Consider the following 15,604-nt stretch of genomic DNA (forward strand, 5'->3'; position numbering starts at 1 on the left):
GAACCCCCTGGACCAGGGGTTTCACCATTCGCGATCTTGCACCTGCGAGGTCGCGAATGTCTTTTTCACGGCGACATCGGGCCGGGGGCGGGAATGAGGTAGCGCGGCTCGAGGTTGAGTCCAGTAGGCTCAAGTCGTTTGACAAAGACTCGTTGGCGGCACAAGATTGAGCCCGACCGACTCAACTTTGATTACAAGGACGTACTCATGGCACGTGCGGTAGGTATCGACCTGGGGACGACCAACTCCGTCGTCTCGATCCTCGAGGGCGGCGAGCCCACGGTCATCGCGAACGCGCAGGGCTCGCGGACCACACCGTCCGTGGTCGCGTTCGCAAAGAACGGTGAGGTCCTGGTCGGCGAGGTCGCCAAGCGGCAGGCGGTGACCAACGTGGACCGGACGATCCGCTCGGTCAAGCGCGAGATGGGGACCAACTGGTCCGTCGAGATCGACGGCAAGAAATTCACGCCTCAGCAGATCAGCGCGTTCGTCCTGCAGAAGCTCAAGCAGGACGCGGAGGCCTACCTGGGCGAGAAGATCGCCGACGCGGTGATCACCGTCCCGGCGTACTTCAATGACGCCCAGCGGCAGGCCACCAAGGAAGCCGGCCAGATCGCGGGCCTGAACGTGCTCCGGATCATCAACGAGCCCACCTCCGCAGCGCTGGCGTACGGCCTCGACAAGGAGAAGGACCAGACGATCCTCGTCTTCGACCTCGGCGGCGGCACCTTCGACGTGTCGCTGCTCGACGTCGGTCAGGAGGACGGCCACGGCTTCGTCGAGGTGAAGGCCACCAGCGGCGACAACCACCTGGGCGGCGACGACTGGGACCAGCGCGTCGTCGACGAACTGGTGACCCGCTTCAAGAACGCGCACGGCGTGGACCTGTCCAAGGACAAGATGGCCCTCCAGCGCCTTCGCGAGGCGGCGGAGAAGGCCAAGATCGAGCTGTCCGCGCAGACCGAGACCACGATCAACCTGCCCTACATCACCGCCTCCGCCGAGGGTCCGCTGCACCTCGAGGAGAAGCTGACCCGAGCCGAGTTCCAGCGGATCACCGCCGACCTGATCGAGCGCTGCAAGGGCCCGTTCAACCAGGTGATCAAGGACGCCGGGGTCAAGGTCTCCGACATCGCCCACGTGGTGCTGGTCGGCGGCTCGACCCGCATGCCGGCCGTGACCGAGTTGGTGAAGGATCTGACCGGCGGCAAGGAGCCCAACAAGGGCGTCAACCCGGACGAGGTCGTCGCCATCGGCGCCGCGCTCCAGGCCGGCGTGCTCAAGGGCGAGGTCAAGGACGTCCTGCTGCTCGACGTCACCCCGCTCAGCCTCGGCATCGAGACCAAGGGCGGCATCTTCACCAAGATCATCGAGCGTAACACCACGATCCCGACCAAGCGGTCGGAGGTCTTCACCACGGCGGAGGACAACCAGCCGTCGGTGCAGATCCAGGTGTATCAGGGCGAGCGTGAGATCGCCTCGTACAACAAGAAGCTGGCCACCTTCGAGCTGACCGGCATCGCGCCGGCACCCCGTGGCATCCCGCAGATCGAGGTCACCTTCGACATCGACGCGAACGGCATCGTCAACGTCTCCGCGAAGGACCTCGGCACCGGCAAGGAGCAGTCGATGACCATCACCGGCGGCTCGGCGCTGCCGAAGGATGACATCGACCGCATGATGCGCGAGGCGGAGTCCTACGCCGAGGAGGACAAGCAGCGCCGCGAGGAGGCCGAGGTCCGCAACAACGCCGACGCGCTGGCCTACCAGACGGAGAAGTTCCTCCGGGAGAACGACGACAAGATCCCGTCCGACGTGAAGACCGAGGTCAACGACTCGCTCGCCGAGCTCAAGAAGGCGCTGGAGGGCACCGACACGGCCGCCATCCGCGCCTCGGCCGAGAAGCTCGCGACCGTCAGCCAGAAGATGGGCTCGGCCATCTACGCCCAGTCCCAGGCCGCGAGCGGCGGCGACGGGACGTCGGCGGCCGACGCTCAGCAGCAGGGCAAGGCCGATGAGGACGTGGTCGAGGCGGAGATCGTCGATGACGAGCCGAAGCAGGAGGGCGGCAGCAAGTGACCCCGCGTGAGAACGGTTCCGAGGAGGGGCCGGTGATCCGCGACAATCGCAAGATCGACCCGGAGACGGGAAAGGTCCGCGAGTCCGCCGACACGCCCGCTGAGAACACGCCCACTGAGAACAGGGCCACAGAGAAGAGGGCCGCCGAGCAGGAGCCCGGTGAGGAAACGCGGGCCACGGCCCAGGCTGACGCCCAGATGTCGGGTCTCCTCGCCGAGCGCACGGCCGATCTGCAGCGCCTGCAGGCGGAGTACAGCAACTACCGCAAGCGGGTCGAACGGGATCGGGTCGCCGTCAGGGAGCAGGCCACCGCGAGCGTGCTCGCCGAACTCCTGCCGGTGCTCGACGACATCGGCCGGGCCCGCGACCACGGCGAGCTCACCGGAGGTTTCGCCAAGGTGAGCGAGTCGCTGGAGGCGATACTCGGCAAGCTGGGGCTGAGCCCGTACGGCACGAAGGGCGACCCGTTCGACCCGGAGGTGCACGAGGCGCTGATGCACAGCTACTCGGCGGAGGTGGCCGAGCCGACGTGCGTCGAGGTCCTCCAGCTCGGCTACCGGGCCGGTGACCGCATCCTGCGCCCGGCCCGTGTGGCCGTCGCGGAACCCCCGGAGGGCGAAGCTCCCGGCGGCGCAGCGGAGGCGGCCGGATCGACCGAATCAGCGGAACCCGGCGCGTCCGGCGCTCCGGACGAGAACTGAACACGATGACTCTCCCCCGATCGGCGAAGATCGGGGGAGACAGTCGAGAAACCCGTGCGAAGGATGCGATAGATGAGCACCAAGGACTACTTGGAGAAGGACTACTACGCCGTCCTTGGTGTGCCCAAGAACGCGACGCCTGAGGACATCAAGAAGGCGTACCGGAAGCTCGCCAGGCAGTACCATCCCGACGCCAACCCCGGGAACAAGGAGGCCGAGGAGAAGTTCAAGGGGGTCTCCGAGGCCTACGACGTGCTCTCGGACGCCAAGCGACGCAAGGAGTACGACGAGGCCCGCACGCTGTTCGGTTCCGCCGCCGGTGGCTTCGCCGGAACGGGAGGTCACCGGGGCGGGGGCTTCAACTTCGATCTCGGGGACCTGTTCTCGGGCGGGACCGGCGGTAGTGGCGACCGGATCGGCGACCTGTTCGGTGGGCTTTTCAACCGGGGCGGCGGTGCGCGTACGACCACCACAAGCAGGCCCAGACGCGGCCAGGACATCGAGTCGGAGGTCACGCTCGCGTTCGGCGAGGCCGTCGACGGAACCACGGTGTCCCTCCGATTGACCACTGCGGCGGCCTGCCCCGCGTGCTCCGGAACCGGGGCCAAGGCCGGCACCACGCCCAGGGTCTGCCCGACGTGCGAGGGCACCGGGGCCGCCAGCCGCAACCTCGGCAACTTCGCCTTCTCCGAACCCTGCCGCGACTGCCGCGGCCGGGGCCTCCTGGTCGACGATCCCTGTCCTGTGTGCGAAGGCAGCGGTCGCGGCAAGAGCACCCGCACCATTCAGGCCCGCATTCCGGCGGGCGTGGGCGACGGCCAGCGCATCCGGATCAAGGGCAAGGGTGCACCTGGGGAGAGCGGCGGGCCGGCCGGCGACCTGTACGTGCTGGTCCACGTGAAACCGCACCGGGTGTTCGGCCGCAGCGGCGAGAACCTGACGGTGAACGTCCCGGTCACGTTTCCGGAGGCCGCGCTGGGCGCCGAGATCAAGGTGCCGACGCTCAAGGGCATGCCGGTCACCCTGCGCATCCCCGAGGGCACTCCCAACGGACGGACCTTCCGGGTGCGGGGCCGAGGCACCGCTCGCAAGGACGGGACCAAGGGCGACCTGCTGGTCACCGTCCAGGTCGCCGTGCCGCAGCACCTCGACGACAAGGCCCGTTCGGCGCTGGAGGAGTTCCGGGACGCGACCGAGGGCCCCGATCTCCGCGAAGAGTTGATCAAGCAGGCCAGAAGCGAGTGAGCCGATGGATGCGAAGTTCTTCGATCTGTCCGACGACACCCCCGTCTATGTCATCTCGGTAGCCGCCCAGCTCTCCGGGCTGCATCCGCAGACCCTCCGCCAGTACGACCGGCTCGGCCTCGTCAGCCCCGACCGTACGGCGGGCCGCGGCCGGCTCTACTCCACCCGGGACATCCTGCTGCTCCGCGAGGTCCAGAGGCTGTCCCAGGAGCACGGCATAAACCTCGCCGGCATCAAGCGCATCCTCGAACTCGAGACTGAGAACATGCGGCTGCGTGAGGAGGTCACCCGACTCAGGGGCGAGGTCACCATGATGCGCGCGATCGTGCGATACGAACTACCACCGGCCTGACGTCCGCGAATCGAGGGGATCGCAACATGGATTACAAGCTGACGCAGAAGAGCCAGGAGGCCCTGTCCGGGGCCGTCCGGCGCGCCGCGGCGGACGGCCACCCGGAGGTGGCGCCCGCTCATCTGCTCGCGACCCTGCTGACCCAGACCGGCGGTGTCGCCGTACCGCTGCTGGACGCGGTCGGCGCCGACTGGAAGCGGCTGCGGACGCGGGTGGAGGAAATGCTCGGCAGGTTGCCCAAGGCCCAGGGCGCCACGGTGAGCGCCCCGTCGAGCTCGCGCCAGCTCCTCACGGCATTGAACACCGCCGCCCAGCGTGCCAAGCAGCTCGAGGACGAGTACGTCTCGACCGAGCACCTGCTGGTCGGGCTCGCGACCGACGGCGGCCAGGTAGCGGAGTTGCTCAGGGCTGAGGGGGCCGGCCCGGACGCACTGCTCGAGGCGTTCGAGAAGGTACGCGGCCACGCCAGGGTGACCAGTGAGACTCCGGAGGACACCTACCAGGCCCTGGAGAAGTACGGCGTCGACCTCACGGAACGGGCGAGGTCGGGCAAGCTCGACCCGGTGATCGGCCGGGACAGCGAGATCCGCCGCGTCGTCCAGGTGCTGTCGCGCCGCACCAAGAACAACCCCGTGCTGATCGGCGAGCCGGGCGTCGGCAAGACCGCCGTGGTCGAGGGTCTGGCCCAGCGGATCGTGGCCGGCGACGTGCCGGAGAGCCTCAGGAACAAGCGACTGGTCGCTCTCGACCTCGGCGCGATGGTCGCCGGCGCGAAGTACCGCGGCGAGTTCGAAGAGCGCCTCAAGGCGGTGCTCAACGAGATCAAGAAGAGCGACGGCCAGATCGTCACGTTCATCGACGAGTTGCACACGGTGGTGGGTGCCGGCGCGGCCGAGGGCGCGATGGACGCGGGCAACATGCTGAAGCCCATGCTGGCCCGCGGTGAGCTGCGCATGATCGGCGCGACCACGCTCGACGAGTACCGCGAGCGCATCGAGAAGGACCCGGCGCTGGAGCGGCGGTTCCAGCAGGTCTACGTCGGCGAGCCGACGGTCGAGGACACGATCGCGATCCTGCGCGGTCTCAAGGGGCGCTACGAGGCGCACCACCAGGTGCAGATCTCCGACAGCGCGCTGGTGGCCGCCGCCACGCTGTCCGACCGGTACATCACCGCACGGTTCCTCCCGGACAAGGCGATCGACCTGATCGACGAGTCGATGTCACGACTACGCATGGAGATCGACTCGCGACCCGTGGAGATCGACCAGCTCCAGCGAAGTGTCGACCGCCTCAAGATGGAGGAGCTCGCGCTCACCAAGGAGACCGACGAGGCGAGCCGTCAGCGCCTGGAGAAGCTCCGCGAGGAGCTGGCCAACCAGCAGGAGGAGCTGAACGGCCTGGTGCACCGCTGGGAGCGGGAGAAGGCCGGGCTCAACAAGGTCGGCGAGTTGAAGAAGCAGCTCGACGAGGCACGCGGCGCGGCCGAGCGGGCGCAGCGCGACGGCGACTTCGAGGCCGCCTCCCGACTGATGTACGGCGAGGTGCCACGGCTGGAGAAGGAACTCGCGGAGGCCACCGAACTCGCGGAGAACAGGGGGGCGGCGGAGGCCGAGCCCGAACCCATGGTCAAGGAGGAGGTCGGCCCCGACGACATCGCGGAAGTGATCTCATCGTGGACCGGGATCCCCGCCGGCCGCCTGCTGGAGGGCGAGACCGCCAAGCTGCTCCGGATGGAGGACGAGCTGGGCAGGCGCCTGATCGGCCAGCAGCAGGCCGTTCAGGCCGTCTCCGACGCGGTGCGTCGGGCCCGGGCCGGCATCGCCGACCCCGACCGCCCGACCGGCTCGTTCCTCTTCCTCGGCCCGACCGGCGTAGGCAAGACCGAGCTGGCCAAGGCGCTCGCGGAGTTCCTGTTCGACGATGAGCGGGCGATGACCCGGATCGACATGAGCGAGTACGGCGAGAAGCACAGCGTCGCACGGCTCGTCGGGGCGCCACCCGGATATGTCGGTTATGAGGAGGGTGGCCAGCTCACCGAGGCCGTCCGCCGCAGGCCGTACACCGTGGTGCTCCTCGATGAGATCGAGAAGGCGCACCCGGAGGTCTTCGACATCCTCCTGCAGGTGCTCGACGACGGCCGGCTAACCGACGGCCAGGGCCGTACGGTTGACTTCCGCAACACGATCCTGATCCTCACCTCCAACATCGGCTCGCAGTTCCTCGTCGATCCGAAGCTGGAGACCGAAGCCAAGCGCGAGGCCGTGATGGCCGCGGTGCGCGGGGCGTTCAAACCGGAGTTCCTCAACCGGCTCGACGACGTCATCCTGTTCGACGCGCTCGGCACCGAGGAACTGTCCCAGATCGTGGACCTGCAGGTCTCCCGGCTCGCCGCGAGGCTGGCCGACCGGCGGCTGACGCTGACCGTGACGCCCGCAGCCTGTGACTGGCTGGCGCTGACGGGCTACGACCCGCTGTACGGCGCCCGCCCGCTGCGGCGACTGATCCAGTCCGCGATCGGGGACAAGCTCGCCAAGGAGTTGTTGTCGGGAGCGATCCGCGACGGCGACGAGGTAATAGTCGACTCCGATCCGGCAGGTGACACGCTCAGCATCCGGGCCGTTCGGTAAGGTCTTCGCCACCATTACGGCAAGCCGACCCCGCCCGATCCCCCCACTGCTACTTTCGGCGTTCGTTGGACTACCCAAAGCAATCAGGGGGACGTGGATGTCCAGGACGACACGAAGTAGACGAGGGCGGTGCATCGCGCTGGCGGCGGTGACCGCGGGGGTGAGCTGGCTCACAACCGGTCCTGCGATGGCGGGACCGGCGTCGGCGGCAGGCGACGGTGCGGCCGCTGCCCTCGTCTGCGGGTCGGCGTCAGGCAGCAAGCAGGCGGCGAGCGCCCCGACCAGCCTCACCCCGGACGGGCTCACCCTGCACGAGCTCACCCCGAGCGACCTCACCACCCTCGCCCCGGCCACCGGAGTGCTGAGCATCACCGACGCCGCCGGCGCGGCGGCGGGCCAGGGCATGCGTTCGCTCCCCGATCGGCCCGCCGCCGCACTCCCCGCCGGGATCACACCGGCTGCCCCGACGCTCAAAGGCCTGACCCCCGCCGGTGACTCCGCCGTCCTCCCGGCGGCGAGGGCCGCAGTCATGCCGATCCTCGCCGCGGCGCCCAGCCGGCCGGCGGTTTCCAACGCAGTCTGCCTGCCGACCACCCCCATGTCCGCGATCGAGCGTCACCCGCGCCCGCACAATCGCGTGCACCCCATGACCGAGACGAGCCCGGAGCGGCACCGGCGCCCGAATCCGGACCGGCCGCAGGCGCCGGACAGGTCACAGACGCAGACGGGCGCCAACGCGGCCGGCCCCACGAGCACGACCGACGCCCGGACTCCGGCCGGGGCCGTCAACCGGCCGCACGGACGCACAGAGGGACGCCGCCACAGGGCGGACGCGCGTACAGCGGGGGCAATTCCCGGGCAGGCGCAGGACCGCCCGCGCCGCAGGAACCGGGGCGGGCATTCGCAGCCTGAGACGATGCGCCCGCACCAGCAGGGGGACGTGAACCAGGCCCAGGCCAACGGCGGGCAGCGGAACGCAACCCGGCCCGCCCCGCGGCAGGCACGCCCCGCCCAGCCTGGTACGGCCCAGCCAGGCACGATCCGGCCGGGTACGCCCCAGGCCCCCGCGCAGGCGGGCGCGGCCCAGCCGGGCGCCGCTCACAACAAGCGACAGCGCCGCCACCAGCCGAACGGGCAGGCGGGGCAGACGGCAGCTGCCTCCACCTCGGCCTCCTCCACCTCGGCCTCCTCCGGCTCGGCGCCGGCACCGCGCCGGGTCAAGCGCGAGGGCAGGGTCAAGCGCGAGGGCAGGGTCAAGCGCGAGGGCAGGGTGCAGGAGAGCAGGATGCATGAGGGCCGGGTGTACCCGAAGGCGGTGACGGAGCAACTGGGCACCGCGTCATCGGCCCCCGGCGACATCACCACTCCCGCCCTGGCGTCGGCCACCGCGACGGGCTCCTTGGCCGACCTCGCCGGCGCAGCCGGCCGGAAACTCCTCCCCTAACCGAACTCAAGCAGAATGAAAGGGGCCGTTTCACACGGCCCCTTTCGCATGCCCCTATCTGTCTGCTCCCTCGCAACGGTCAGCAGAGCAGGGCGTCGAGGTCGTCCTCGGGCAGGCCGAGATCGACCCGGATACGGTAACGGGTGCGCAGCAGGGCCTCCCTGATCGTGACTCCGGAGGGGCAGGCCAGCACCCCCTCGGTCGCCCACTCAAGGGCGGCGTCCAGGTCGTCGTAGGCCGCCAACGTCTCGGCGACGGTGAGCGCGGTGGCCGGATTCCAGCCGTCGGCCCTGACCTCGGCGATCACTGTCCGAGCTTCCTCGGCATGACCCAACTCGAACAGGGTGTCCGCGACCCCGGCACGGGGATCGACCGAGACCTCTCCCCCATCTTCGATCGCGCCGCGGAACCGGTCGAGGGCGATCTCGGGCCGGCCCGCCTGACGCCACTCCTCGGCGGCGAGGACGAGGATCGCCGCCCTCGACATCTCACCGGACTCATATCCCTGCGCCAGCGCGTCGAGCCGACTTGCGAGGGCACCATGGTCATCGAGCAGCAAGGCCTGGTCGAGCAGTCGGTCCACCTGCTCCCACGTCACGTGTGCCACACAGCCGAGGCTACCCAGGTGGGTCCATCTTCGCAGGACAACGGCAGGCATTCACGAAGCAACGGTTAGTACACGTTCGGCAGCGCATCGTGTTCCATCACAGCTAACCGGGCATATTGCCCACGCCTGTCCCACCGTACGAGCCCGGCGAGGAGCGATATGCGATGTCCAAGCGAGTGATCCTGGCCCTCGCTTCCGCAGCGGTGCTGTCCGCAGTGCTCCCCGGCGTGGCCGGTTATGTGACGGCCCAGTTCCAGGCCCTCGATCGGGCACGGGAGGAGCTCGCCCGTCTCCGGACCCAACTGCGCATGATGGAGCTGACGATCGAGCCGGCGGCCGCGCAGCGGTGCCGGGACGGCGAGTCCGCCGGCCGCCGCCACCGCCAGGAAGAGAACAGCATGCAGGTCCCGACGCCCCCGCGGACGGACAGTCGACCCTGGCAGGACGCGGCATATGAGCGGACGGTCGGAGCGCCCTCCACGTGGAGCTCGCTCGTCGGCCCCACCCTCATGGCAAGGTCCGTACCGGAGCGGCCGCGTCCCCAGCCTGGCGGCGGGCCCGGCTGCTCGATGACCGGGGCGTACCTCGCTCAGCTTGGATTCGGCGCTTCCGCATCCCGCAACTGCCGCGAGAGATAGCCCCGCACCAGCTGCTTCGCCTCGGCGACGATGTCCGGTGCGCCGTCGGAGTCATGACGGAAGGCGAGCTTCAGCACGGCGTCCCCGGCCTCGACGGCGACGAGAATGGCACGGTCCAGCTCTTCGCTGTCCACGAGTCCGAACTCGGCGAGCAGTAGCGCACGGAGGCGCCCGGCGATCACCGTGTTGTTGTCGGCCACCGAGTCGAGGAGGTTGAGATCGAAGACATCACCGAAGTGGAGCGAGCGAAAGCCGGGAACATCCCGGTGCATCTCGACGTACTCGTCGATGATCGCGTCCACCGCGTCCCACCATCCGGCGTAGTCCTCGTTGATGAAGCGGCGCCCCACCCTCGCGACGAACATCTCGACGTTGCGCCTTGTCAGGGCGTCACTGAGGGCCCGCTTGTCCGGAAAGAACTGATAGACCGAGCCGACCGCGACTCCGGCCCGCTCGGCGACCCGGGTGGTGGTCAGCGCCTCGTAACCGACCTCGTCGAGCAGTTCCGCACATGCGTCGAGCATCCGCTCCACCCTCCGCGCACTGCGGCGCTGGGAGGGCCGGCGGCGCAAGGGATCTACCGTTCGCTGACTTTCCTTAACAGGCTGGCTGGACACCCATCTATCTTGCCCCCTTGGCCCCGCCTCGGTCAGCGCTTATCCATCAGCGGCGGAATTCGCCGCCGATCGCGTCGCCGACAACCCGGTGCAGCCCCGCAGCGCGCGATAGTTGCCCAGCGCCTGCCGCTTGGCGTCCCCCGTCAGCGGGATCGGAACGCCCCCGTTGATGCGAGCCGGCGTCCACTGGTCGCTCAGCACCTTGCGGCCGTTGATCCGCAGGGTCAGCACGCCGGTCGCACCGGTCTCCGGCCCCCAGTTGTAGAAGGCGAAGTTGCCCAGGCCGTAGTGGACGTAGGCCTGGCCGGAATAGCCGCCGCCGAGCAGGACGTGCGCATGGCCGCCCACGATCACGTCGGCGCCCGCCCGGATGAGCTTGTCCGCCAGACCGCGCTGGACAGGGGTGGGGCATTTGACCAGCTCCGCCCCCCAATGCAGGAAGACGATGACCGTGTCGGAGTTCTTGCGTGCCTGCCGTACCGCGCGGATGAGGCGGGTCTCGTCCTTGGCGGAGGCGAGGCCCGCCTTGCCCGGCCCCGCCGTCCAGGACTGGATGAACTCCGAGTCGAGCACCTGGGTGGCGCCGATGATCGACACTCGGTTGCCCTTCACCGTCGCCCGGAACGGGCGGTAGGCCTCGGTGTCGTTCTTACCGACGCCGACCACCGGGAACCGGGACTTCTTGATCGCGGCGAGTGTGTCGGCGAGGCCGCTCTCCATGTAGTCCATGCCGTGGTTGTTGGCCATGGTCACGACGTCGACCCCGGCGGCCTTCAACGCGGTGAAGGCCGATGCGGGCGCCCGGAACGTGTACTGCTTCCCGGGGGCCGGGGTCCCGGCGGTGGTGATGGCCGTCTCGAGGTTGAGGGCCGTGAGATCCGACTTGCGCAGGACCGCGGCGATCGGGCCGAGGGCCGTACGCGGGTCGCGGTCGAGCCGGGCGCGCAGGACGCCCTCGAAGTGCACGTCGCCGGCGAAGGAGATCGTGTACGGCTGAGGCCGCGGCTTGGGGGACGGCGGGGCGCTGGTCGCTCGCTGCTCCACGGGGGTGGGCGTCGGCTCCCCTTCGGCGGCGGTGCATCCGGCGGAGAGGAGGAGGGCGAGAAGGGTCACGGCAAGGGGCTCACGTCTCACGGCACCCGAGCATGCCATCTCCGGGTCACGACCTGCTCTCACCGGCGGGGCGCAGAAAACTTGGTTATTTCCTTTACTTGAACTGTTCAGGTTTGCTGCTAACGTGGACGTATGCAGGACACCGACCGACTCAGACAGGCCGGGCTTCGGGTGACCGCCGCCCGGCTGGCGATCTTGCAGACCGTACGTGAGGGCGACCATCTCGATGTGGACGCCATCCACCGCGGCGTGTGTCGACGCGTCGGGCAGGTGTCCCTGCAGGCTGTCTATGACTCACTGAACGCACTGCAACGCGGTGGACTGCTTCGCCGGATCGAGCCGGCGGGAAGCCCGACGCGGTACGAGACACGGGTGGGCGACAACCATCACCATCTCGTCTGCCGTCAGTGCGCGAGGGTCACGGACGTCGACTGTGCGGTCGGACATGCGCCCTGCCTCGAACCGGCACACGACGCCGGATACCTGATCGACGAGGCAGACGTTATCTATTGGGGCCTTTGCCCCGACTGTCAGCTCACCAGCCCCCTTCCAGCCGATTCGGCATCCGCCGAATCCCTGTCACCGCACGAGACCCGAAGGACGGCTCTATGACGGACAGGCACGGCCTGCCGGGCCCGTCCTGATCGCCTTGCTGGCGACGAATGAGCACGAACGATCGCAAGAGGAGCGAACTTTGGCTGCGAACAACCAGAAACCGCTGACCACCGTCGCCGGCGCACCGGTTCCCGACAACCAGAACTCCCTGACCGCCGGCCCCCGCGGCCCGATGCTCCTGCAGGACGTCTGGTTCCTGGAGAAGCTCGCCCACTTCGACCGCGAGGTCATCCCCGAGCGCCGGATGCACGCGAAGGGCTCGGGCGCGTTCGGCACCTTCACGGTGACCAACGACATCACGCAGTACACCTGCGCCAAGATCTTCTCCGAGGTCGGCAAGCAGACCGAGATGTTCGCCCGCTTCTCGACCGTCGCCGGCGAGCGGGGTGCGGCCGACGCCGAACGGGACATCCGCGGCTTCGCGGTGAAGTTCTACACCGAAGACGGCAACTGGGACATCGTCGGCAACAACACCCCGGTCTTCTTCTTCCGCGACCCGCTGAAGTTCCCGGATCTCAACCACGCCGTGAAGCGGGACCCGCGCACCAACCTGCGCAACGCCGAGAACAACTGGGACTTCTGGACCAACCTGCCCGAGGCGCTGCACCAGGTCACGATCGTGATGTCGGACCGCGGCATCCCCGCGTCGTACCGTCACATGCACGGCTTCGGCTCGCACACCTACAGCTTCTACAACGCCGAGGGCGAGCGGTTCTGGGTGAAGTTCCATCACCGGACCCAACAGGGCATCCAGAACCTCACCGACGCCGAGTCCGGGGCGCTGATCGGCAGGGACCGCGAGTCCCACCAGCGCGACCTCTTCGAGGCGATCGAGAGGGGCGACTTCCCGAAGTGGAAGCTCTACGTCCAGATCATGCCGGAGGCCGACGCCGAGACGTACCGGTACCACCCCTTCGACCTCACGAAGGTGTGGTCGAAGGAGGACTACCCGCTGATCGAGGTCGGCGAATGGGAGCTGAACCGCAACCCCGACAACTACTTCGCCGACGTGGAGCAGGCCGCCTTCACCCCGGCCAACGTGGTTCCGGGCATCGGCTTCTCGCCGGACAAGATGCTGCAGGGCCGGCTGTTCTCCTACGGTGACGCCCAGCGGTACCGCCTGGGTGTCAACCACCACCAGATCCCGGTCAACGCGCCGAGGTGCCCGGTCAACTCCTACCACCGCGACGGCGCGATGCGCGTCGACGGCAACCAGGGCGCGACCCCGGGCATCGAGCCGAACTCGTACGGCCGCTGGCAGGAGCAGCCCGCCTACCGGGAGCCGAGCCAGGCAGTCGGCGCGGTCGCCGACCGGTTCAACTACCGCGAGGACGACGACAACTACTACGAGCAGCCCGGGAACCTGTTCCGGAACATGAGCCCCGAGCAGCAGCAGGCGCTCTTCGAGAACACCGCCCGGGCGATCAACGGCGCCTCGCAGGCGACCGTCGAACGGCACATCGCCAACTGCACCCAGGCCGACCCCGCCTATGGTGAGGGCGTCCGCAAGGCGATCGAGGCGCTGGCCGCCGGCCAGATCTGAGGCCCCGAGACCCGTGGGTTCCCAGGCTCCCCGGCGTGGTGCGCGGTCATCCGCACCACGCCGGGGCGCGCCGGATTTCGCAGACGTGTTCAGGAGAAGGCCTCATGAGCGACGGTGGACTGACCTCGGAGCAGATCGAGCGCGTCGTGGCGATCGCGATGGACCTGGCCCGGGAAGGCGACACCGAGCAACTGATGGAATTCGTCGATCACGGGCTGCCGGTCGACGCGGCCGATCCTGCCGCGAACACCCTGCTCATGATCGCGGCCTACCACGGGCATGCCGGGACGGTGCGCGCTCTGCTCGATCGCGGCGCCGATCCGGACCTGCGCAACGCGCGTGATCAGTCGCCCATCGCCGGCGCCCTGTTCAAGGGCGCGGACGACGTCGTGGCCGTGCTTCGCGAGGTGGGCGCCGACCTCGACGCGGGTACGCCGAGCGCGCGGGCCGCAGCCGCCATGTTCGGCCGGGAGCACCTGCTGGCCGTTTGAACAGCGAAGCCGTTTCCACCCCGCGTGCCAGGTCAGAGGTCGAATTCGCCGTCCTTGACGCCCCCGATGAACGCGTCCCATTCGGCAGGGGTGAAAACCAGCACGGGGCCGCCTCGGTCCTTGCTGTCGCGCACCCCGACATGGCCCTCAGGCAGGGTGGCGACCTCGACGCAGGCGCAGTTGTTCGCGCTCCGGCTGCTCTTACGCCAGCCGGGCAGATCAGTTGACTTCATTTAAATATCGGTCTCCCCGCCGCGGGCTCGTCACCAGCGGCTGATGGTCTTCTCTATGTGTTTCCGGGAGGCTCGCACATCGAGCGCCTTCGTCTCGAGGTAGTCGAACGCGACCTCGTAACGATAGACGATCGCCTCATCCTCGATCAGACGCCCGCCCAGGAGTGCCTCCAGGTACACGACGTCGTGAAACTCCGGCAGTTTGAGGTGAGAGAACGCCCCGGTGTTAATCGGGTGCTCCGCGTCCAGCGGGAGGATCCGCAGCGCGACATGTGGGAGTTCGGAGACTTCGGCCAGACGCCGGAGCTGTTCCCGCATGACCTCGCCGCCGCCGAACGGGCGCAGCAGGACCGACTCCTCCATGACGACTGAGAGCCCGGGCGGGTTCTCCGCATGGAGGACGGCTTCCTGCCGGGCCATCCGGACCTCGATCCGGCTCCGGAGACCACCGGGCGCCTCCAGAGTGCTCCGCTGTCCGCTCTCCATCATGGCCCGGACGTACGACTCGGTCTGGAACAGACCCGGCACGACCTGGGGTTCCCAGCTGCGTGCCATGACGGCCTCGGCCTCCAGCCCCAGGAAGGTCGTGTATTCCTTGGGCAGGGAGTCCCGATACTCCTCCCACCAGCCTTTTCGGTTGGCGTCGCGATGCAGGGTGAGCAGCTCTTGGCGCTGATCAGAATCTACCACGTAGATCACCAGAAGCGCCTCTATGTCGCTCTCGCGTGGCGAGGTCCGGGCGGTCTCGATCCGGCTCACCTTCGCCGCCGACCAGCCCAGCCGTTCCGCGACCTGGTCCCCGGTCAGCTCGGCGCGCTCCCTCAACCGGCGGAGCTCCTGGCCGAGCCGTCGTCTGCGGACGGTGGGACTGCCACGGTCCGGCATCCCGACCGACCTCCTTCGCCGCGCCGCGCCTACCCCCGAAAGGCTACCCGTTCACTCTGATGCAACTTGCACCGCAATCAGCAGTGCATGCCGAGAAGATCCTTGCAAGTTTCCTTTCGTCAAGTATTGCAGCGATATCCGTCCTGAGTCACGATCGGTACAGGGACGGTGTCTTCCAACCTCGAGTCCGCTCAACCGCCGAGTCCGCTCAACCGCTGAGTCCGCTCAACCGTCAAGTCCGCTCACCCCTCGGGTCCAGCGGTCTCAACGGGGACACCGCCTCACGGGAATCGACGCGATCCCAGGGGGAATCGGCACTTCCCAACGGGGATCGACACGGCCGGGCCGAAGGCTGCCGACCCTCGACCCGGCGAAAGCACATGAGAACTCCACCGCGAAGCCATCCGAAAGGAG

15 protein-coding genes are annotated in these 15,604 nt (G+C 68.5%); 10 read left to right on the forward strand and 5 right to left on the reverse strand.

The features are described 5' to 3' along the window. The first annotated feature begins 207 nt into the window (after positions 1-207). The 6 genes from dnaK to Mth01_RS12345 all read left to right on the forward strand — a co-directional run bounded on the left by dnaK (position 208) and on the right by Mth01_RS12345 (position 8,448). Entirely contained in the window at positions 208-2,079 is a 1,872-nt protein-coding gene (gene dnaK, locus Mth01_RS12320) for a molecular chaperone DnaK (RefSeq protein WP_204015947.1), read from the forward strand. Then, entirely contained in the window at positions 2,076-2,780 is a 705-nt protein-coding gene (gene grpE / locus Mth01_RS12325; protein WP_204015948.1) for a nucleotide exchange factor GrpE, read from the forward strand. Before dnaK ends, grpE begins: the two co-directional genes overlap by 4 nt. Positions 2,781-2,852: 72 nt before the next feature. After that, a complete protein-coding gene (gene dnaJ, locus Mth01_RS12330; protein ID WP_204015949.1) occupies positions 2,853-4,025 on the forward strand; it encodes a molecular chaperone DnaJ in 1,173 nt (390 codons plus the stop codon). Positions 4,026-4,029: 4 nt separating this feature from the next. Beyond that, complete coding sequence (locus Mth01_RS12335) at positions 4,030-4,377, forward strand: heat shock protein transcriptional repressor HspR (RefSeq protein WP_204015950.1); 348 nt, start codon at positions 4,030-4,032, stop codon at positions 4,375-4,377. A gap of 26 nt (positions 4,378-4,403) precedes the next feature. Beyond that, on the forward strand, positions 4,404-7,004 hold the full coding sequence (gene clpB, locus Mth01_RS12340) for an ATP-dependent chaperone ClpB (protein ID WP_204015951.1): 2,601 nt from the start codon (positions 4,404-4,406) through the stop codon (positions 7,002-7,004). A 97-nt stretch (positions 7,005-7,101) separates the two neighbouring features. Next, on the forward strand, positions 7,102-8,448 hold the full coding sequence (locus Mth01_RS12345) for a hypothetical protein (protein ID WP_204015952.1): 1,347 nt from the start codon (positions 7,102-7,104) through the stop codon (positions 8,446-8,448). Between the two features lie 79 nt (positions 8,449-8,527). On the opposite strand, the gene Mth01_RS12350 is transcribed toward Mth01_RS12345, so the two are convergent. After that, positions 8,528-9,055 carry a hypothetical protein gene (locus Mth01_RS12350; RefSeq protein ID WP_204015953.1) on the reverse strand — a complete coding sequence of 176 codons (528 nt, stop codon included), beginning with the start codon at positions 9,053-9,055 and terminating at the stop codon, positions 8,528-8,530. Between the two features lie 164 nt (positions 9,056-9,219). Here Mth01_RS12350 and Mth01_RS12355 point away from each other — a divergent pair, with 164 nt between their 5' ends. Further along, on the forward strand, positions 9,220-9,693 hold the full coding sequence (locus tag Mth01_RS12355) for a hypothetical protein (RefSeq protein ID WP_204015954.1): 474 nt from the start codon (positions 9,220-9,222) through the stop codon (positions 9,691-9,693). Here the strand turns inward: Mth01_RS12355 and Mth01_RS12360 are convergent. Together Mth01_RS12360 and Mth01_RS12365 are read right to left on the reverse strand one after the other, a co-directional pair. Beyond that, positions 9,645-10,310 (reverse strand): TetR family transcriptional regulator, encoded by a 666-nt coding sequence (locus Mth01_RS12360; protein ID WP_239089606.1) that lies wholly within the window; start codon positions 10,308-10,310, stop codon positions 9,645-9,647. The two genes, Mth01_RS12355 and Mth01_RS12360, sit on opposite strands and share 49 nt — an antisense overlap. A gap of 39 nt (positions 10,311-10,349) precedes the next feature. Further along, positions 10,350-11,444 (reverse strand): CapA family protein, encoded by a 1,095-nt coding sequence (locus Mth01_RS12365; protein ID WP_239089607.1) that lies wholly within the window; start codon positions 11,442-11,444, stop codon positions 10,350-10,352. A gap of 111 nt (positions 11,445-11,555) precedes the next feature. Here Mth01_RS12365 and Mth01_RS12370 point away from each other — a divergent pair, with 111 nt between their 5' ends. From Mth01_RS12370 to Mth01_RS12380, 3 genes are all read left to right on the forward strand, one after another. Then, positions 11,556-12,035: a Fur family transcriptional regulator gene (locus tag Mth01_RS12370; protein WP_204015957.1), complete on the forward strand. Its 480-nt coding sequence runs from the start codon at positions 11,556-11,558 to the stop codon at positions 12,033-12,035. Positions 12,036-12,117: 82 nt separating this feature from the next. Beyond that, positions 12,118-13,581, forward strand: a complete 1,464-nt coding sequence (locus tag Mth01_RS12375; protein ID WP_204015958.1) for a catalase — start codon at positions 12,118-12,120, stop codon at positions 13,579-13,581. Between the two features lie 104 nt (positions 13,582-13,685). After that, a complete protein-coding gene (locus tag Mth01_RS12380; RefSeq protein ID WP_204015959.1) occupies positions 13,686-14,072 on the forward strand; it encodes an ankyrin repeat domain-containing protein in 387 nt (128 codons plus the stop codon). A gap of 32 nt (positions 14,073-14,104) precedes the next feature. Here the strand turns inward: Mth01_RS12380 and Mth01_RS12385 are convergent, their stop codons facing one another. Then, the gene (locus Mth01_RS12385; protein ID WP_204015960.1) at positions 14,105-14,305 is read right to left on the reverse strand and encodes a DUF397 domain-containing protein; all 201 of its coding nucleotides are present in this window, start codon (positions 14,303-14,305) and stop codon (positions 14,105-14,107) included. Positions 14,306-14,335: 30 nt separating this feature from the next. Further along, positions 14,336-15,190, reverse strand: coding sequence for a helix-turn-helix domain-containing protein (locus Mth01_RS12390; protein WP_204015961.1), 855 nt, complete (start codon positions 15,188-15,190; stop codon positions 14,336-14,338). Between the last annotated feature and the right edge of the window lie 414 nt (positions 15,191-15,604).

Source organism: Sphaerimonospora thailandensis, assembly GCF_016863115.1.
Classification (GTDB): Bacteria; Actinomycetota; Actinomycetes; order Streptosporangiales; family Streptosporangiaceae; genus Sphaerimonospora; species Sphaerimonospora cavernae.